The sequence below is a fragment of the Sphingobacterium paucimobilis HER1398 genome, from assembly GCF_000416985.1.
Lineage (GTDB): Bacteria > Bacteroidota > Bacteroidia > Sphingobacteriales > Sphingobacteriaceae > Sphingobacterium > Sphingobacterium paucimobilis.
Genome location: NZ_ATDL01000015.1, coordinates 878,845 through 897,578, shown reverse-complemented (window position 1 = coordinate 897,578; position 18,734 = coordinate 878,845). Strand labels below are relative to the sequence as shown.

Annotated in this window: 15 protein-coding genes; 7 read left to right on the top strand and 8 right to left on the bottom strand. The window is 42.5% G+C overall.

Annotated features, from left to right (window positions below; translation table 11 throughout):
- Window positions 1-42: 42 nt before the first annotated feature.
- From trpB to M472_RS36420, 4 genes are all read right to left on the bottom strand, one after another.
- Window positions 43-1,218: a tryptophan synthase subunit beta gene (gene trpB, locus M472_RS36435; RefSeq protein ID WP_021070913.1), complete on the bottom strand. Its 1,176-nt coding sequence runs from the start codon at window positions 1,216-1,218 to the stop codon at window positions 43-45.
- Between the two features lie 194 nt (window positions 1,219-1,412).
- On the bottom strand, window positions 1,413-2,618 hold the full coding sequence (gene hmpA, locus M472_RS36430; RefSeq protein WP_021070912.1) for an NO-inducible flavohemoprotein: 1,206 nt from the start codon (window positions 2,616-2,618) through the stop codon (window positions 1,413-1,415).
- Window positions 2,619-2,733: 115 nt separating this feature from the next.
- Complete coding sequence (locus M472_RS36425; protein WP_021070911.1) at window positions 2,734-3,138, bottom strand: RrF2 family transcriptional regulator; 405 nt, start codon at window positions 3,136-3,138, stop codon at window positions 2,734-2,736.
- Window positions 3,139-3,174: 36 nt separating this feature from the next.
- Window positions 3,175-3,519: a cupin domain-containing protein gene (locus M472_RS36420; RefSeq protein WP_021070910.1), complete on the bottom strand. Its 345-nt coding sequence runs from the start codon at window positions 3,517-3,519 to the stop codon at window positions 3,175-3,177.
- 168 nt (window positions 3,520-3,687) lie between these two features.
- On the opposite strand from M472_RS36420, the gene M472_RS36415 reads away from it, so the two are divergent.
- From M472_RS36415 to M472_RS36405, 3 genes are all read left to right on the top strand, one after another.
- Entirely contained in the window at window positions 3,688-4,545 is an 858-nt protein-coding gene (locus M472_RS36415) for an NAD(P)-dependent oxidoreductase (RefSeq protein ID WP_022829377.1), read from the top strand.
- 6 nt (window positions 4,546-4,551) lie between these two features.
- On the top strand, window positions 4,552-6,057 hold the full coding sequence (locus tag M472_RS36410) for a bifunctional ADP-dependent NAD(P)H-hydrate dehydratase/NAD(P)H-hydrate epimerase (protein WP_021070908.1): 1,506 nt from the start codon (window positions 4,552-4,554) through the stop codon (window positions 6,055-6,057).
- 93 nt (window positions 6,058-6,150) lie between these two features.
- Entirely contained in the window at window positions 6,151-8,805 is a 2,655-nt protein-coding gene (locus M472_RS36405) for a DUF5916 domain-containing protein (RefSeq protein ID WP_022829376.1), read from the top strand.
- 23 nt (window positions 8,806-8,828) lie between these two features.
- Here M472_RS36405 and map read toward each other — a convergent pair whose 3' ends face one another.
- Together map and M472_RS36395 are read right to left on the bottom strand one after the other, a co-directional pair.
- Window positions 8,829-9,593: a type I methionyl aminopeptidase gene (map, locus tag M472_RS36400; RefSeq protein WP_021070906.1), complete on the bottom strand. Its 765-nt coding sequence runs from the start codon at window positions 9,591-9,593 to the stop codon at window positions 8,829-8,831.
- Window positions 9,594-9,683: 90 nt separating this feature from the next.
- Window positions 9,684-10,925: a pyridoxal phosphate-dependent decarboxylase family protein gene (locus M472_RS36395; RefSeq protein ID WP_021070905.1), complete on the bottom strand. Its 1,242-nt coding sequence runs from the start codon at window positions 10,923-10,925 to the stop codon at window positions 9,684-9,686.
- Between the two features lie 311 nt (window positions 10,926-11,236).
- Here M472_RS36395 and M472_RS36390 point away from each other — a divergent pair, with 311 nt between their 5' ends.
- On the top strand, window positions 11,237-12,502 hold the full coding sequence (locus M472_RS36390) for an MFS transporter (RefSeq protein WP_022829375.1): 1,266 nt from the start codon (window positions 11,237-11,239) through the stop codon (window positions 12,500-12,502).
- A gap of 59 nt (window positions 12,503-12,561) precedes the next feature.
- On the opposite strand, the gene M472_RS36385 is transcribed toward M472_RS36390, so the two are convergent.
- On the bottom strand, window positions 12,562-12,990 hold the full coding sequence (locus M472_RS36385) for a hypothetical protein (RefSeq protein ID WP_021070902.1): 429 nt from the start codon (window positions 12,988-12,990) through the stop codon (window positions 12,562-12,564).
- 327 nt (window positions 12,991-13,317) lie between these two features.
- On the opposite strand from M472_RS36385, the gene M472_RS36380 reads away from it, so the two are divergent.
- From M472_RS36380 to M472_RS36370, 3 genes are all read left to right on the top strand, one after another.
- Window positions 13,318-14,541: an exo-beta-N-acetylmuramidase NamZ family protein gene (locus tag M472_RS36380; RefSeq protein WP_021070901.1), complete on the top strand. Its 1,224-nt coding sequence runs from the start codon at window positions 13,318-13,320 to the stop codon at window positions 14,539-14,541.
- Between the two features lie 16 nt (window positions 14,542-14,557).
- On the top strand, window positions 14,558-15,862 hold the full coding sequence (locus tag M472_RS36375) for a cryptochrome/photolyase family protein (RefSeq protein ID WP_021070900.1): 1,305 nt from the start codon (window positions 14,558-14,560) through the stop codon (window positions 15,860-15,862).
- Between the two features lie 268 nt (window positions 15,863-16,130).
- On the top strand, window positions 16,131-17,429 hold the full coding sequence (locus tag M472_RS36370; RefSeq protein WP_021070899.1) for a DUF389 domain-containing protein: 1,299 nt from the start codon (window positions 16,131-16,133) through the stop codon (window positions 17,427-17,429).
- Window positions 17,430-17,499: 70 nt separating this feature from the next.
- Here the strand turns inward: M472_RS36370 and nhaA are convergent, their stop codons facing one another.
- Window positions 17,500-18,672 (bottom strand): Na+/H+ antiporter NhaA, encoded by a 1,173-nt coding sequence (gene nhaA / locus M472_RS36365; RefSeq protein WP_021070898.1) that lies wholly within the window; start codon window positions 18,670-18,672, stop codon window positions 17,500-17,502.
- Window positions 18,673-18,734 lie beyond the last annotated feature (62 nt).

The window sequence follows — 18,734 nt, the reverse complement described above, 5'->3', positions numbered from 1 at the left end:
AAATATTTGTGCGGATTTGAACCGCACAAATATTCAAAACGTTTACATCTCGCGCTCGACATCTTTATCTCCTCTTCCGGAAACATTGACAATAGCCAATTCGTTTTTATCTTTCAATAACTTAATAGCTAAAGCAACGGCATGAGCACTCTCGATAGCTGTTGTTATTCCCTCTAGGCGGGACAATAGCTTGTAAGCATCAATGGCTTCTTGGTCTGTAACCGGGTAGTACTGCGCACGGTTGGTATCTTTGAGATAGGCATGCTGTGGGGATATACCAGGGTAGTCGAGTCCGGCAGCAATTGATTTGGATGGAATGGGCTCGCCCTTGTCATCCACTAGACAGTAGGAGCGTGTACCTTGGAATACCGTAGGTTTTCCAAATGACAAAGTAGCTGCTGTATTGGGGTATGTACCATCACCGCCGCCTTCAGCGCCATGGATAGCAACCGATGTATCTTCTAAAAATCCTGAAAAGAGGCCGATAGCGTTAGAACCGCCACCCACTGAAGCGAAGATACTGTCGGGTAAGCGACCTTCAAATTCTAGAATCTGCTGACGCGCCTCTTGTCCGATGACAGATTGGAAGTAACCGACCATCTTAGGGTAGGGGTGTGGGCCTACGTGTGATCCCAGTAGGTAAAAAGAAGTAGGGTTTTCGATATAATAACCTAATGCTGCATCTACGGCATCTTTGAGTGTTTTGCTGCCCAATTCTGTAGGAATGACCTCCGCTCCCAATAAGCGCATTCGTCTTACATTCAATGCTTGACGTTCGACATCGATAGCTCCCATAAATACTTTGCAGGGAATGTTCAATAAAGCAGCAGCGGTAGCGGCTGCAACACCATGCTGACCGGCGCCCGTCTCGGCGATGATCTCTCTCGCGCCCATCCTTTTGGCCAACAAAATCTGACCGATACAATTGTTGATCTTGTGTGAGCCTGTATGGTTCAGATCTTCACGTTTGAGGTATATTTTAGAACCGACATGTTCGCTTAGATTTTTAGCATGAAATAAGGCAGATGGCCTACCGACATAGTTCTTTAGTAATTGTATGAATTCGCTATTGAAATCTTCTTTTTGAGTTTCGCTGTCAAAAAAATCGGCAAGCTGCTGTAGCTGTTTCTCTAATACGGGTGGAATATAGGCACCACCATATTCGCCATAGCTGCCGTGGTGGACAAGCATGGAGGGGTTTGGTTTGACTTCTATCATTGTAAGTTTGGTGTTATTTATTGAATGCTAAACTTAGATAAAATCCGCATAATAAACAAACCTGAAATCTTGTGTGTAGAATAAAATAAAAGGTTTCTACAGGATATGATACTCGGGGAGGAGTGGTGTGCTATATCCTGCAGAAAACCCTTCTATAGTTAGTGATTGGTCGCAAAAATATGTTTAAATATACATTAATTTAATTGTAGTGATGCAGGTCCAAATTCTTCAAAATGAATCGTCTCTACAGGAACTCCGTTAGCAATCAGAAAATCATAATGTTTACTGATAAAAGGAGCAGGACCACAGATGTAATAGTCGGTCTCGGGACGTAGTATTACGGGTTTTAATAAGTCGAGTTCTACTCGTCCATGATAATGATTTTGTGCCTCTGATGGTAGATTCTCGTAAAAAATATGCTGATCTAACTGTTTATATGTCGTACTTATCTCAGCAATTCTGTCCTTAAAAGCATGGACTTGTTCACTTCGGCATCCGTGTATCCAGGTTATGGCAGGTGTTTGCTCGGTATTATCGACAAGAGCTTCTAACATAGATAATAGTGGTGTCTGACCTACCCCGCCACTGATGAATACTTTATGGGACAGGTTCTCTTTGTTCAATACGAAGGATCCTGCAGGTGCGGTCAGTTCTATGAGGTCTCCAACCTCTATATGGTCGTGGAGGCGGTTGCTGATCATGCCATCGGGGTGTTGACTGCCAGCTTCTCGCTTTACGGAGATACGATAGTATTTACCATTGGGAGAGCAGGATATGCTATACTGACGAGGCTGTAATAGATGGAGTTCAGGGAGAAATAAACGTATACTGATAAATTGTCCTGGGAGATGTTCAGCGACCTGTCCGGCGTCTGAAGGATATAAGTAGAAAGAGGTAATCTCGCTCGATTCTTTTATTTTCTCTTTAACAACGAAAGGACGCCATCCGGTCCAGCCTCCTTTTTTGGCCGTCTGTGCATCATATAGTTGTTGCTCGTGACCACTCATGATAGCTGCAAGCTGATTATAGGCAAGTGTCCAAGCTTCTAGTAGTTCGGGGCTAGCGTCCTCACCAAGGACTTCCGAAATCGAAGCGATCAAATGTTGACCAACGATAGCATAGTGTTCAGGACGGATATCAAGACTGGTATGTTTTTGACCAATGTGATCGACGGCATTCAACAGCACTGTGGGGTTCTCGATATGTTCAGCATAAGCCAGTACGGCCATAGCCAAAGCAGTCTGTTGCTTGCTGTTTTGTTGGTTACCCATATTAAATACATGTTTGAGTTCGGGATTGTGCTCAAACATACGCTTGTAAAAATGTGTGGTCAATAAGACGCCGTGTTCTCTTAGTACGGGTACCGTACCTTTAACGAGTTGTATTTGATCTGATGTCATAATATATTGAATTACTAAAGGATATTTTTGTCTTCTATTTGAGCGTTCGGTTTTTAATATTGTTCTTTGCAGTTTTGATAGAGGATGTTTTTGTCTTTTATTGATGCAAAAAAAACTACTTGTTCAATGTGAGTGCACCGGCGAGCAATTCGCCGTTGAATTCGCCGATTGTGGTATTATATAGCATATGTGTGAGTTGATTTCTTACTTTCTTAAATTCGTGATGCAGTGGGCAGGGGTTGCTTTCTGAACAGTAACTCAATCCCATACCACAGCCGGTGAAAATATCATCCCCCTCCAAGCAGGTGATGATATCGGCTAATGGGCGATGGAGCCCCTGCGATTCAATGAAAAAACCGCCATGGGGACCTTTGATAGAAGAAACAATTCCGCCTTTGCTGAGTTTTTGAAGTATTTTTGCCAAAAAGTGTTCTGGTGAATTGATATTCTCTGCAATTTCTTTGATGCCGGGACGGCTCCCATCAGTAGAGTGGCTTGCAATGTAGAACACTGCACGCATGGCATATTCGCATGTTTTGGAAAATAGCCCCATGGATCAGTTTCCTTTTGCTACTTGTTGGACTCGTTCGATTTGGTCAGCCTTGTATAGGGAGAGTCGGATAATACTGTCGGCTGTAGCTTTAAGATCGTGTACAATATTCCCCTCTAGAGTGATGAGAGAGCCTTTGGGAAGTAGATAACGCTGAGCTTCTACGCCAAAATCAATACAGCCTTCCACAATTTCGATCACAATAGGGTAGGGCGCCTTGTGGGCTTTCATCTCCTGACCTTCTCGAAAAGCAATCCGGATTTCTTTACTGTATGCATTATTGATCAGCACTTGAGCAGCAGGATGATTTTCTGCGTAGGTGATATTTTCTAAAAGAGATAGTACTTCCATGGCACTGCAATTGATCTTTATGATGATTGACTGATCAAAGGTAAGGATTCTTTAATAAAAGACAAATATATCTTTTATTATTCGGCGACTGTTTTTTTTATATTAATCCGTAGAGAAATAGGAAGGGTATACACGAAATTTCGTATACTAGCGTACGTACACAAGAATTTGATTATGGAGAATATAGGATTTATAGGATTGGGTAACATGGGCTATCCCATGGCCAAGAATCTAGAAAAAGCGGGATTCCCGCTGACGGTATATAATAGGACTTCTAGCAGGACAGCTGGATTTGAGGCCCAATCGGTGATAGCAACGGATGTCGAGCATCTGATCGCAGGCAGTAACATTATATTTACCATGCTGACCAATGACGCTGCCGTGTCCGCTGTATATGAGGTGATCACAAAGTTACCTATCGAAGGAAAGCTTTTTGTGGACATGAGTACGATATCTCAAAAGCTGAGCCGTGATGTAGGCGATAGGTTGCGGGAGCAAGGTGCTTCATTTGTCGATGCGCCTGTAGCAGGCAGCACCGTGCCCGCTAAAGAAGGAACTCTCATCATTATGGCAGGAGGAGAAGAGCGAGATATTATTCGTGCTATGCCCTATTTGGAGAAAATGGGGAAGTTGACGAAGCATGTGGGAGCAAATGGGCAGGGAATAGCGGCCAAACTTGCGATTAATTACTTTTTGTCAACCTTATACCAGGGATTGGCAGAGACGGTTCTTTTTTCCAGTAAACTAGGGGTATCACGGGAGGATATGTTAGAAATCATCAATGAAAGTGCTAGCGGTAGTGGAGCGACTAAAGTAAAAACGCCTTTGCTCTTAAAAGATGATTACAGTCCTGCATTTGCATTAGATCTGATGCTTAAAGATGTTCTATTGGCACAAGAAGCAGGAGCAGATTATCCGCTGACCAAACCGTTGATAGATACGTATAGCGCTGCACAACAGGCAGGTTTGGGGGAGATGGATGTGATGGCGGTAATTGACTATTTACACAAAAGTAGATTGAAATAGTTCGTTATGACTAAGATACTTACAGCGCAACAGATGGCTTGGCTAGATCAGGAGACCACTAAACAGCAGTGTATTTCTAGCTTCCAGTTGATGGAACGTGCTGCAGGGGCGCTGTTGTCGGCATTGGATAATCAATACGTTCTGTCTAAGCAACATTTTGTGATTTTATGTGGTAAGGGTAATAACGGTGGGGATGGTTTGGTATTAGCTCAGTATCTCCAGCAGAGACAGGTGAAGGTCGCGGTGTATCTATTGGAATCCGATACCTATTCGGAAGATAATATAGAGGCGCAGAAACGTAATCCGATTTCGCTGATTCATAAGTTTGGATTTGATGAGCAGTTGGCCATACCTGCCAATGCGATCATAATAGATTGCTTGTTTGGATATGGTTTAAATCGTAGGCTCGATGCGACATGGAACGCAATCGTTCAACAGATAAATGATTCAGGCTGCAAGGTCATAGCAGTAGACATACCTTCAGGAATGTTGGCAGATAGACCTACGCCAAAGGAAGCTCCTGTTGTATTTGCGCATGAAGTATTGACCTTTCAGAGTCCAAAATTGGCTTTGTTGATGCCTGAAAACCAAAAGTTTTTTAATGATTTCACCGTATTGGATATTGCGCTCAGCAAAGAGGCCATGGATGCGGTCGATTCTTCTTATGTATTTGTAAAAAAAGAAGACATTAAGACGTTTTATAAGAAACGCAAGAAATTTGATCATAAAGGTACATTTGGACATAGCCTGATTATTGGTGGTAGTTATGGGAAAATAGGCGCGGTGCAACTGGCCTTGAAAGCGGCTCTGCGATCAGGCTGTGGTTTGCTGTCTACCTATGTGCCTGGATGCGGCTATTCTATTCTTCAAACGGCTGTACCAGAAGCTATGGTGATGACGGATGTAGAAGACAGATTGATCACCACTTTTCCTGAAACCAACAAGTTTCAGGCGGTTGGCGTGGGGATCGGCATGGGGAAGGATGAAAAGACTAGGGCTGTTTTTCGTGATTTTATAACTTCAGGCTGTTCAGTCCCGTTGGTATTGGATGCGGATGCGCTCAATATGTTGGCCCTTGAACCAGATCTGCTGGCTAAGGTTCCACAAAATAGCATATTGACTCCTCATCCCAAGGAGCTAAGCCGCATTATAGGAGAATGGAATGACGATTGGCATAAGATAGAAAAGACAAGACAGTTGGCTGGTCAATATAAATTGTGCGTCCTGATCAAGGGGGCTAACAGTGTGATTGTACTGCCCGATGGACAGGTTTGTTTTAATAGCAGTGGTAATGTCGGTATGGCTACGGGCGGAAGTGGCGATGTGCTGACTGGCATCCTGGCTGCGCTGTATGGACAAGGATATTCGGCAAAAGAAACACTAATGCTAGGAGTATATGTGCATGGAAGGGCAGCTGATATAGCGGCGCAGCAAATTGGGACGCATAGTCTGTTGCCATCAGATATCATTCAGTTTTTAGCACCTGCATTTGTGGAACTGGAAAATGAATAGTCAAATTTTATGGTATATATAATAGGAATGTAAGGCATTTTATTTAAGTTTGGTGTATCGTAATCTCAACCTAATCAAAACGATAAACCATTCATGAAGTATTATTGCTCTTTGCTCTGCTGTCTTTTGTGCTCTTTTTTAAGTCGTGCCCAACATAATGAAAGAAAGGAGGTGGTCGCTTTTGAGGATGCCTATAAACGAACTTATACCATTACGAAGCTGACGGAAGGGGAGCGCCCACGTATTGATGGCAAGCTGGATGAAGCTCTATGGCAGGAGAAAGGAGCATGGTCTGAAAAATTCTCGCAGGTAATCCCATTTGAACGTGCATATACCGCTTCGTGGACCAAGGTGAAAATCTTTTATGATGATGTGAATATCTATATCGGTGTGTATTGTAAGGATGTGCACCCGGAAACAATGAATGCCTTTATCGGTAATAGGGATGATAACAGCAATGGTGATCTGATCAGTATCGCTTTTGATACGTATCATGATTATCGGGTGGCATCCGAGTTCAATCTCAATCTCGGTGGTAATAAGACAGATCTGACGGTCACTGATAAACTCTCTGTCAATCTAAGTTGGAATGCGGTATGGGAAGGGCAGACACATATCAATAAAACAGATTCCTGCTGGACGGCTGAATTGCGTATCCCTTTTAGTCAGCTGCGTTATAACCAACAGAATGAAGATGGCAAATGGGGCTTGCATGTACGTCGTATCATTCGTCGGAACAATGAGGTGCAGAATTGGAGTCTGATACCGATAAAAAATAACGGTCACGTTTTTTCCTTTGGGGAGATGCATGGCATGACTGATCTGCCGAAGCCCAAAGGAATCGAGTTTTTGCCTTACGCGATGGCTAAATTTAGTAAGGAACCGAAGATCTTGGGTAGCCCTTTTCAAAAAGGGAGTAGCTGGGGACAGAACGTGGGGTTGGACGCTAAGGTCGCCCTGAATGACTTTACGATGGATCTGACGGTCAATCCGGATTATGGACAAGTGGAGTTGGACCCATCGGTCATGAATCTATCAGCGTATGAAATCTTCTATGATGAGAAACGGCCTTTCTTTCTCGAAGGAAAGCATATCCTTGAATTTGACAATAACGAAGGGGGCATGATGTTTTACTCCAGAAGGGTCGGAGCGATGCCTTCTTATCAGCCGAAAGGGATCGACAATACAGATCATTATGCCAGTACAGCGAATCCGATTCCTATCTTAGGGGCTTTAAAACTCACCGGAACCAATAAAAATGGGGTGACGGTAGGTCTCTTGGAGAGTATTACGGCACAAACCTCGTCTAAGGTCATGCGCAATGGTATTTCAGACCGCGAAATTACCGAACCCTTGACCAATTATACCGTGGCGCGTGTGCAGAAAAACTGGGAAGGTAATACCCTGTTGGGAGGTATGCTGACCTCAGTAAATCGGAATCTCCGCGCCGAACACTTAAAAGAAGCGCTGATTGAAAATGCTTTTGCTGCAGGAGTTGATTTTACACAATACTTTGTCAATAGACTTTACTATATCGATGCCAAAGGCATGTTCAGTACCTTGCATGGTTCGTCGTCGGCTATTTTGAATACCAAACAGAATGCAGCGCATTATTACCATAGGGAATCGGGACAGTCTTATTTGGATCTCCGGCCTGAACAGACCACGCTTCAAGGGAGCAGTGGTTATGTCAAAGCCGGTAAAAAAGGGAATGCACAATGGAATTTTTCTCAAACTTTCAGTTGGGCCTCTCCAGGGTTTGATCTAAATGATGTCGGTTATATGAAACAGGCCGATTATAAGTCTAATGAATCGGAAGTGGTGTTTCGTAAGACTGATCCATGGGGGCCGTTCCGTTTTGCGGGGATTAACCTGACGCAAAAAAACGTGTGGAACTATGGAGGGAAAGCAGTCAATAATGATTTTGCTGTCCGTTGGCGTAGCCTGAGTATCAAGCGTCGCGTGGAGATGGATATCAAAGAGACTTTTAACTGGAATACTATAGATAGCAGAAGGCTTCGCGGAGGACCTGATATGCGCTATAATGCAAATCTGGAAACCAATGCAATGATCAGTACAGATAGGGCCAAACCTGTGATGTTTAAACTGGAGTATAACGGACGTTATTATAGGGATGAATCTACGGTTTATAACACCCTGCATCCAAGTATGGTATTTCGTGTCGGCAACCATCTTCGTATAGCGGGGCAATTTAATTATGCCTGGAATAAGGACAATCTGCAGTATGTCAGTACAGTGGAGACTGATGGTACCAACGCCTATATCTTGGGACGTATGGACCAGAAGACCTATGGAGTGACACTCAATCTGCAGCTTAATGTAACGCCGGATATCTCGATTCAATATTATGGATCGCCATTTACCTCGACGGCGATGTATGATAGGTTTAAATTGGCTAAAGATATGGATGCTAAAACATATGAGGATCGGTTCACCATGTTTGCGGCGGACGGCGTACAGTTGGTCGATGGGCAGTATGTCGCCCAAGAGGGAAAACAGAGCTATGCCTTTAAAAATCCAAATTTTAGTTTTAATGAGTTTCGCTCTAACCTAGTGGCCCGTTGGGAATATCTACCGGGTTCTACCTTGTATGTGGTATGGGAACATAATCAATCCCGCAACGATATGGTGTATCAGCCGGGCTGGGGGAATAACTTAGATCGGATGTTTGGATTGCCGGCTACCAACACCTTTATGATGAAAATCAATTATTGGTTTGCGCTATAGCAAAGTATTAACCAGGTGTGTGCCTAGTTAAGTACTTCGTTAGCGGCTGTAAGGATGATGGGTTTCCCATCTGTCACGATGATGGTGTGTTCGTGCTGTGCCATAAAGCCTCCTTTGTTACCGACCATCGTCCAGCCGTCGTTCAGTTCTACAGCGTAGGTGGAATCTGTAGCTATAAATGTTTCTATCGCTACTACGCTATTCTTACGGAATCGTCTCTGGTCGTATTTATTGCGGTAGTTGAGCAACTCGTCTGGCTCTTCGTGAAGGCTTCTGCCAATGCCGTGTCCACCAAGATTTTTTATCACTTTGAAACCGCGCTTTTTGGCTTCAGTTTCCATCAGATGGCCGATGTCTGCGATCTTGACGCCGCCCTTGATATTGTCGATAGTCTTTCGTAGGATTTCTTTAGAGGCATTCACTAGTTTTTGATGCTGGTGTATATCATCTCCTATTATAAAAGAACCTCCATTATCTGCCCAATAACCATTAAGCTCAGCGGATACATCAATATTGATCAGGTCGCCTTCTTGTAAAATACGCTCTTCAGATGGGATACCGTGACAGAACTCATTGTCTACACTGATACATGTCCAGCCCGGAAAGCCGTAAGTAAGATAGGGAGCTGAATTGGCACCGAAACTCGCTAATATCTTTGCTCCATAGTCATCCAGCTCTTTCGTGCTCATGCCTGGTTGTGCATATTTTGTCATTTCGCGTAAGGCATAAGCTACTGCTTCGCCTGCTTGTTGCATACCTATTAAGTCTGATTCTGTACCTATTGACATAACGTATCGAATTGATGTAGGTGCAAAATTACGAAAAAAGGTCGCTATTCCATGCTTAGCGACCTTACTTATATGTATAAATATTGTCGACTAAGAGGAACCTTTAGCCGCTGCTAGCCTTTCAGTAAATTGCTTTAAAACATCGATCTGTACGTGGTCCATTACGACGATTTTGTACCATTGTGAGCTATCGCCATGGGAATCGGGCACTAAGCCGAACTCTTGCGCCAGTTCTCCCGGCATATCCGATGCACGGATGGTAATAATATTCATCTGTGGATGCCTGAAATATCGAATGCCGAGTTGGTTCAGATCGGTACAGCATACGCTTGTTCGGTATAATAAGGTATTTAGCTTTTCTAACCAGCCATGAGGGCCGTAGGTCTGTAGAATCATCCACACGGCGATGGCATTGGCTCCCGAGCGGCTACCGCTCAGCGTAATATCCATACCGTTGACATATTTGGCTTCTTTCGTGAGGACATATTGGATTAATCCCTTTCTGGCTAAGAATACACCGGTTCCATAAGGAGCCTGTAACATCTTGTGGGCATCGAGAGTAACTGATGATACGTGAGGATTGTCAAAGCCGATATTGTTTTGACGTTGTACGATAGGATAGATAAACCCTCCAAAGGCTGCATCCATGTGGATCTTGAAAATTAACTCATGCTTGGCCAGTACCGCTGCGTAATCATCAGGATTGTCTACACTGCCAAACATAGTGGTACCGACATTGGAAATGACAATAGCATATTTTTTGCCATTTTGTTTGGCTTGGGCAACAAGGTTTTCGAGTTCGTCAGCAATAATGCTCCTGTCATCCATGTGGACGGGGATAGATAGATAATCGATCTGAAGTAAATTGGAAGCCTTATGTACGGAGTAATGCGTGTCTTCGGAAGCTATTAATAGGATCTCCTCCAGACGGGCATTATACTCTTGTATAAAAAGATTGCGGTACATCCAACAGGCTTGGATATTGGCTTCGGTACCTCCTGTCGCGATATAGCCGTCACAGCTGTTGCTTTCGGCCTTTAGGATATCTTCAGCCAATATCTTGATGACTTCGCGTTCGATCTCTTGTGTTCCTGCGAAATAGGGCTCAGAATCACCTAAGGTATGACAACCGATATGGTTGGGGTTCTGAACAATGGATTGGAGAAAAGGTGCTTCTTTCAAAAAGGTTGCCTGGTCATAGAACACCTGACCGTCCAATTTAGATCCGGGTACACCGAGCGTGATTATTTTTTGATAGTCGATGTTCTTGGAGAGCGCATCTGTAATGTGCTGTCTCTGTTCTTCAAAATTGATCTTTTTCCAGTAATGCATGTTTGTTGTTTAGCTTTATACTCCGCGCCTAGCCTGTATGGTGGAGGTCAAGTGCGGTATATGATGGTTAAGGTGTATGAACCCTATGGCAAAAGTAGTGTATCTCTTCGGTTTTATCCTCTATAGCGTACTGTTTCCGAATATTTTGTAGAAACCTGGGCATTCTACAGCTGCCTTCTGATATTATTTCGGCCTAATGATTTAAACCTTTATTTTTTCCTTTTCTGTTAGAAAGTAGATGCAGTGCATAGATTTTTGTACTTTTGGGCGGATAAGAGTGACTTTGTGATTTATTAATTAGAAACAGCCAGGTGAAAATATTACGCGCATATACGGATTCATTTAAGGGATTGTCTAGAGAAGCATGGATGCTTTCGATTGTGATGTTGATCAACAGGACGGGTTCCATGGTGATTCCGTTTTTGGGGGTATACATGACGGGGCATCTGAATTTTGATATCACACATACGGGGATCGTGTTGAGCTTTTATGGTATCGGATCGGTGATAGGCTCTTGGCTGGGAGGATTCTTTACCGACCGATTTGGCGAGTACCGGGTGCAGAGTCTTAGCTTGTTTTTGAGTGCTCCGCTGTTTATTATGATTCCTCTGTTCCCGACGGTAGAAGGGATGGCCTGTATTATTTTGTTACAGAGTATCATCAGTGAGACGTTCCGTCCAGCAAACTCGGTGGCTATAACCAAATATGCTAAGCCGCAAAACCTGACGAGAGCGTTTTCTTTAAATAGAATGGCTGTAAACTTAGGGTTTTCTATAGGCCCGGCCTTGGGAGGGATCTTATCCGCTATTTCTTATGAGTTCCTGTTTGCAATCAATACGTCAGGTGCACTGATAGCAGGAATTGTCTATGTTAAGTTTTTTAGAAAGAGACATAAATTGTTTCAAGCTAAAGTACAGGAACGACAAAATCATCAACAAGAGCTTGTCGCAAAAGTGAAAGAGAAAAGCAAGTCTCCGTATCGGGATGTGCCATTTCTTATTTTCTGTTTTTTCTGTACGATTTTCTCGATTTGCTTTTTTCAGTTTTTCAATACCATTCCGATTTTCTACAAAGAGGTAGCAAAGATGGATCAGGCGACGATAGGCTACGTGCTGGGGTACAGTGGATTTATTATCGTACTGCTCGAAATGCTGGTCGTCAACTTGGCTGACAAGTATTTGTCAATAGCAAAGACCATTCTTTATGGCGCGTTGCTGTGTGCCATAGCATATGCTATTTTGGCTATTGATCACCACTTTTCTGTTCTGTTGTTATCGATTACACTATTGAGTGTGAGCGAGATTCTGGTGTTGCCATTTATGTCTACCATAACGGCGCTCCGGTCGGGGAAGGAAAATCAAGGTGCTTATATGGGATTGAACGGGATGAGCTTTTCCTTTTCGTTCATTATTACGCCTTTGTTAGGTACGCAGATCGTATATCAATTGGGATTCGATACCCTATGGCTAGGAACAGGAAGTATATTGGCGCTTTCTGCGGTGGCTTTGTATTTTGTAATCCGTTGGATGTTACCACAAGATAAATATACCCAAGCTGAAGGATTGGGGGGGCACTAAAAAAGGTTGCTCGTTTGTGTCGGGCAACCTTCGTCAATATTATTAAGCGATAAACAAAATTACATGAGCTCGACTTCGGAGATCTGATTACCTTGTTTAGTTCTTGTATATTTGTATTTGACCTTCTGGTTGAGGCTTAGTACCATGCCTGCTAGTTTGTCGTTGAAATAAACGGTTTCGCGGGTTTCATTGTCGCGGATAAAACCGTAGTTTCCTGTTTCATTGTAGTAGGAGACTTTACCAAAAAGGAATTCGTCTTCTTGATCAACAGGACGGAGCAAATCTTCTTCTTTGAACTTATAGACCTGCGTAGGAGGTGTGTCCGAGATATTACCGAATTCGTCAACGTAAGCAAACATTTCTTCCATCGACTTTCCTTTGTTATTGTTGGATTTGTTTACTTCCCGTCTTTCTTGCTTTTCTTTTTTCTTCTGTTGTTTTTTCTTCGCGCGTTCTTTTTTGTTGAATGTTAGTTGACTTTTAGCCATTTAATAGAATTAAAGATAAATATAATAATGAAAGGTGTATGTTCTTAAGTAGCAGCGGACTTGGCTCAAAGATAAGAAATAGAGGCCTTTTGTGATAATGGCCAAATATACGAATATTTTTTGAGAAAAGCTAATATGTTGCTTTTGATCAATCGCTGTGCAAGCCGTCCTTAAACGTTTAATACCGTGTCGTTTGTCTGATTTTATCCAAAGTGATCGGTATAAAAATAGAGCGGCGTCGATTCAAGAGACCGAGTCCGGTGCTATCTGTGTTGCTGAAAAATAACTAAATTTATACATATTTACTAAAACTGTAATCCGAACGATATGAATTTGGGACAAAAAACTTTGTTGAGTATTTTTTTGATTTTTGCCGGGACAGCTGCGCTAAAGGCACAGCAAGCATTGGACTATTGTAATAACCGGATTAGAACAGGTGCGCAGCAGACTGAACGCTATGTGCCTTATCTAATGGGAAAACGCGTAGCCATACTGGGGAATCCCTCAACAGTGATTGGGGAAAAACATCTGGTCGATAGCTTACTGACTTTGGGCGTGGATATCGTTAAGATATTCGGTCCAGAACATGGTTTTAGAGGCAATGCCAGTAATGGCACGGAAGTCGGTGATGAGGTGGACGCACAGACTAATATTCCGATTATTTCGCTCTATGGTAATAAAAAGAAACCTTCCGCAGAAGATTTGTCCGACGTGGATATTTTTATATTCGATGTACAGGATATGGGCGTTCGTTTTTATACGAATATCAACACATTACGAGATATCATGGAGGCCTGTGCTGACCACGATAAAGAAATGTTGATTCTCGATCGTCCCAATCCCAATGCCTACCTCATCGACGGACCGATCTTGGAAAATAAACATAAATCGGGCATAGGGCAGTTCCCGGTTCCTATAGCGCACGGAATGACAACGGCAGAATTTGCCCAGATGATCAACGGAGAAGGCTGGATGACAACAAAAAAGAAATGTAAGTTGAAAATTATCCCTGTGGAAAGCTATGCTCATCACATGTTGTATAAGTTGCCAGTAAGTCCTTCACCTAACCTGAATACGGAGCAAAGTATCTTGCTCTATCCGAGTACATGTCTTTTCGAAGGGGTAAAGGTCAATCACGGTCGAGGGACGGATTTTCCTTTCACCATTATCGGAAGTCCTGCATACAAAGGGATTTATGATTTTTCTTTTACGCCGGTAAGTAAAAAAGGAATGAGTGAGAAGCCTCTTTTTATGAATGAGGTGTGTTATGGATTGGATCTGAGAAGTTATGACGTGAGGGAGTTGATAAAAAGTAAGCAATTGAATCTTTCCTGGATTATAGAGCTGTATCGCAAGTCTCCCGAAAAAGATAAGTTTTTTGATCGGAGCTTTTCGGATCAAATCGGTAAGTTCGAAAATCTGTCCGGTGCAGATGCACTCCGTCAACAGATTGAAAAAGGAGTTAGTGAAAAGCAAATTCGCGCCAGCTGGGCCAAGGGATTGACCGATTATAAGAAGATGCGTACCAAATATGTCATCTACGAAGACTAGGTAGCGAGGTATTCATATGGATGTAAATAAAGCGAGGGTAAGTATCTTTTGGTTTCGTAGGGATTTGAGGCTGGAGGATAATCATGGTCTATCTCAGGCCCTGAAAGACGGTGCAGAAGTGCTTCCGATTTTTATATTTGATACTGATATTCTGAATAAACTGCCTGACTCTTATGATAGGCGAGTCGACTATATTCATCAAGCATTGACGAAACTCCAACAGGAGTTACAGGTGTTCGGAGCGGATTTAAAGGTTTATGTGGGAGAGCCCTTGGACATATTTAAGCAGCTCCATTCAGATTATCAACTTCAAACTGTTTTTTGTAACAGAGATTATGAACCCGATGCGGTAAAGCGAGATGAGTTCATTAAAACTTGGGCCGATGGCGCAGGGATAGGCTTTCGATCGTTTAAGGATCAGGTCATATTTGAAAAATCAGATGTGTTAAAAAAAGACGGTTCACCTTATACCGTATTTACACCCTACAGCCGTGTATGGAAAGCTAAGCTGGAGGCCAAGAATCTGTTTCCTTTCGAGATAGATGCTACTGGATTCAAAAAGCTTCCTTTTGAAGAACTGCCTGCGTTGGAAAGTATGGGTTTTCAGAAGACAGATTTGACTTTTGTAAAACCTATTCTGAAAGAGACCAGCATCAGGGATTATGATCGGTTTAGAGATTTTCCGGCATTGGATGCCACGACAAGGTTGGGTGTGGCGCTGCGCTTTGGAACAGTGTCTATACGGAAGTGTGTTTCATTGGCAGATGCATGCAATGAAACCTGGTTGAATGAATTGATCTGGCGTGAATTTTTTATGCAGATTTTGTTTCACTTTCCTGATTCTCAAACACAATGTTTTAAACCGGCTTATGAAGGAATAGCCTGGCGCAATAATGAAAAGGAATTTGAAGCCTGGAGCCAAGGTAATACCGGATATGCGCTGGTGGATGCAGGCATGCGAGAATTGAATGCAACAGGATTTATGCATAATAGGGTACGGATGGTTGTTGCTAGTTTCCTTACCAAGCATCTGCTGATTGATTGGCGATGGGGAGAAGCCTATTTTGCTGAAAAATTATTAGATTATGACTGTAGTGCCAACGTGGGCAACTGGCAATGGGCTGCCGGTTGCGGTTGTGATGCGGCACCTTATTTTCGAATATTCAATCCGGAAGAGCAATTGCGCAAATTTGATAAAGATTTGATGTACGTGAAACGCTGGAATCCGGACTTCGAATCCAAAGCGATGACTCGAATTGTAGAACATGCTTTTGCAAGGGATAGAGCATTGTATACCTATAAGTTAGGGCTGGGAAAATAGATTTGAAAATCAGTTTGATATCAAAAGAAAAAGGTTTTCAAACGGGGAGAATGAAAACCTTTTATAACCAATTATAAACCTAAATTATGATAATACAAAGGTAGTGTATAGTTTACACATATGCAAATATATTTTAAAATAACGTTTTAGCAGTAGTAATAAGTGTGTTGTTTGCAGGGGAATGGGCGAGTGAAATATGGTGTTATACACAAACTTTTGTACCGATTCGTGTGTTTTAATGAAAAATAGCTTAATTATATTTTATTGAATGAACAAGGTATATGAATTTTTCAATCTGCACCAAGGTGAAGATTCCAAAGAAAAAGTGTTAGATAATGTGGTGTCCAATATCTCCTTCCGTGGTGCTAATCTGTGGATTCTGGCCTGTGCTATAGTCGTGGCATCGGTTGGTCTTAATGTCAATTCTACTGCGGTGATCATCGGGGCAATGTTGATTTCCCCTTTGATGGGGCCTATTGTGGGAGCAGGATTTGCATTAGGTACTTATGATTTTGACCTGCTGAAAAAGTCGCTGAAGAACCTGTTGATAGCTACTTTGGTAAGTCTGTTGGTGTCCTTTGTTTATTTTCTTTTGAGCCCTTTTAAAGAGACACAGTCCGAGCTTTTGGCACGGACCTCTCCAAATATATATGATGTACTGATTGCTTTTTTTGGTGGATTGGTCGGCGTGATAGCTATTACGAGAGTAGAAAAAGGAAATCCTATTCCTGGGGTAGCGATTGCTACAGCGTTGATGCCTCCATTATGTACCGCAGGATATGGTTTGGCAGTCGGTAATATAAGTTATTTTGCAGGGGCGTTATATCTCTATACCATCAATTGTTTCTTTATCTGTATCTCGACATTTTTGATTGTCAAGTTATTGAAGTATCCTAAAGTTAAATTTGTAGATGCCGGTAAGGAAAAACGGATCACACGTACAGTATCTTTCCTGATCCTGGTGATGTTGGTGCCAAGCTTTTATTTAGCCTATGTCTTATTGCAGGAGAAAAAATACTCGCAGAATGTAGAATTATTTGTCAAAAATGAGTTCGTGGACAAAGGATATACATTGATTTATGAAAAGATCAGTTTTAATAGCCGGCCGAAGAAAGTTGAGCTGGCATTTTTGGATAAGCGATTTTCGAATGTGGAGCTTGCCCAGATAAATGACCGATTAGAAGCATACAAAATAAAGGATACGGAGCTGCACATACGGCAGGATAGTACAGACCTGAAGCAGGATATCCTGCAGGAAATCAATAGGCAATCTTACAATGTGTCTGAGAAAGACTTTACTATTCAGAATTTACGGAAGCAGTTGTCCGGGTATACATTTGAGGATAAACAATTGATAAAGGAAATTACTATTCTATTCCCTAATCTGGTTCCTTTTTCGATTGGGAAACAACTGGTTGTCGTTGATTCGGATAGTAGTTATCATGAGAATATGCTGCTTTATAGTGCCAATAAGGATCTAGAAGCCGCTTCTGTAACCACGTTAGAGAATTGGTTAAAAACAAAACTGGGATCGGATCAGGTGAGGGTTGCACGTGTAAATAGATAGCAGACGATAGAATCAAAAAGGGATTTTCTAAAGCTTTTAGAAAATCCCTTTTTGATGGAAGCCTGCTATGTTAGTCGGCGTATGCTTTATTGGAGCGCAATGTCAGGTATCCAATGATTCCTGCTAATAAAGACGTAACCAGGATGGATAGTTTTGCTTCGGATACATGTAATGGATCTCCAAAAGAAAGGATCGCTATGAAGATGGACATGGTAAATCCGATACCAGCCAACAAGCCTACTCCTAATATATGTCGCCAAGTGCTACCTTCGGGTAGACTGCTTAATTTCAGTTTTGTACATAGATAAGAAGTTGCCAGTATGCCTACTGGTTTACCTAATAATAGGCCTAAAGAGATTCCTAGCCCCAAAGAGGAGGTTAGTCCAGCTACCATCTCACTCTCTAGTGTGATATTGGTATTGGCAAAGGCAAAGAGAGGAATGATGAGAAAATTGACGGGTTTTGTCAGCGCATGCTCCAGACGCTCTAATGGAGATTCGACATCCGTATCATTGGTCGGAATGGTCATCGCAACTAATACACCTGCAATCGTCGCATGGATGCCCGAATGGTGTACAAAATACCAGATAAATATACCAGGAATAAGGTAAAGGTAAGGATTGAGCACATTCATCCTGTTCATCACTAGAAGGATGACCAAGCCTATAGCCGCATATAGCAGATAGCTAGTCTCGATACCAGAAGAATAGAAAAAGGCAATCACCAGAATTGCGATGAGGTCATCAACAATAGCCAGTGCCGCTAGGAAGATCTTTAGACTGCTCGGAATACGATTTCCCAAAAGGTTGATCACGGCCAGTGCAAAAGCAATATCCGTGGCCATAGGAATACCCCATCCGGATGCCGTCTCTTGACCGGCATTAAAACTAAGGTATAGAAGCGCAGGAACGATCGCTCCGCCAATGGCACATAAGATAGGAAGAGAGGCTTTTTTTGGGGATGACAGTTCCCCCTCGACAATCTCCCGCTTAATCTCTAAGCCTACCAATAGAAAGAATATGGCCATGAGACCATCATTGATCCAAAGTAAAACGGGGTAACGTAAATGTATACTTTCGTTTTCAAACCCCAACGGATGATCGAGAATGTTCTGCAGTGGAATAGCAAAGCCGGTATTCGCGAGAATCATGGATAAGATCACACAGATAAAGAGGAGTATCCCACCCGCATTGCTCGATTGAAAAAAATCTTTGAAAACATTTAAATTGATAAGTTTTGTCATCGCTTACTATAAAATTAAAATATGAATCCCTTACGGGGTTTTAAATTATGTTTGGCAATGGC

Excerpts from the sequence above, each read along its gene's own strand:
- trpB (WP_021070913.1), bottom strand. The coding sequence starts at position 1,218 with ATGATAGAAGTCAAACCAAACCCCTCCATGCTTGTCCACCACGGCAGC.
- hmpA (WP_021070912.1), bottom strand. The coding sequence starts at position 2,618 with ATGACATCAGATCAAATACAACTCGTTAAAGGTACGGTACCCGTACTA.
- M472_RS36425 (WP_021070911.1), bottom strand. The coding sequence starts at position 3,138 with ATGCGTGCAGTGTTCTACATTGCAAGCCACTCTACTGATGGGAGCCGT.
- M472_RS36420 (WP_021070910.1), bottom strand. The coding sequence starts at position 3,519 with ATGGAAGTACTATCTCTTTTAGAAAATATCACCTACGCAGAAAATCAT.
- M472_RS36410 (WP_021070908.1), top strand. The coding sequence starts at position 4,552 with ATGACTAAGATACTTACAGCGCAACAGATGGCTTGGCTAGATCAGGAG.
- M472_RS36405 (WP_022829376.1), top strand. The coding sequence starts at position 6,151 with ATGAAGTATTATTGCTCTTTGCTCTGCTGTCTTTTGTGCTCTTTTTTA.
- map (WP_021070906.1), bottom strand. The coding sequence starts at position 9,593 with ATGTCAATAGGTACAGAATCAGACTTAATAGGTATGCAACAAGCAGGC.
- M472_RS36395 (WP_021070905.1), bottom strand. The coding sequence starts at position 10,925 with ATGCATTACTGGAAAAAGATCAATTTTGAAGAACAGAGACAGCACATT.
- M472_RS36385 (WP_021070902.1), bottom strand. The coding sequence starts at position 12,990 with ATGGCTAAAAGTCAACTAACATTCAACAAAAAAGAACGCGCGAAGAAA.
- M472_RS36380 (WP_021070901.1), top strand. The coding sequence starts at position 13,318 with ATGAATTTGGGACAAAAAACTTTGTTGAGTATTTTTTTGATTTTTGCC.
- M472_RS36375 (WP_021070900.1), top strand. The coding sequence starts at position 14,558 with ATGGATGTAAATAAAGCGAGGGTAAGTATCTTTTGGTTTCGTAGGGAT.
- M472_RS36370 (WP_021070899.1), top strand. The coding sequence starts at position 16,131 with ATGAACAAGGTATATGAATTTTTCAATCTGCACCAAGGTGAAGATTCC.
- nhaA (WP_021070898.1), bottom strand. The coding sequence starts at position 18,672 with ATGACAAAACTTATCAATTTAAATGTTTTCAAAGATTTTTTTCAATCG.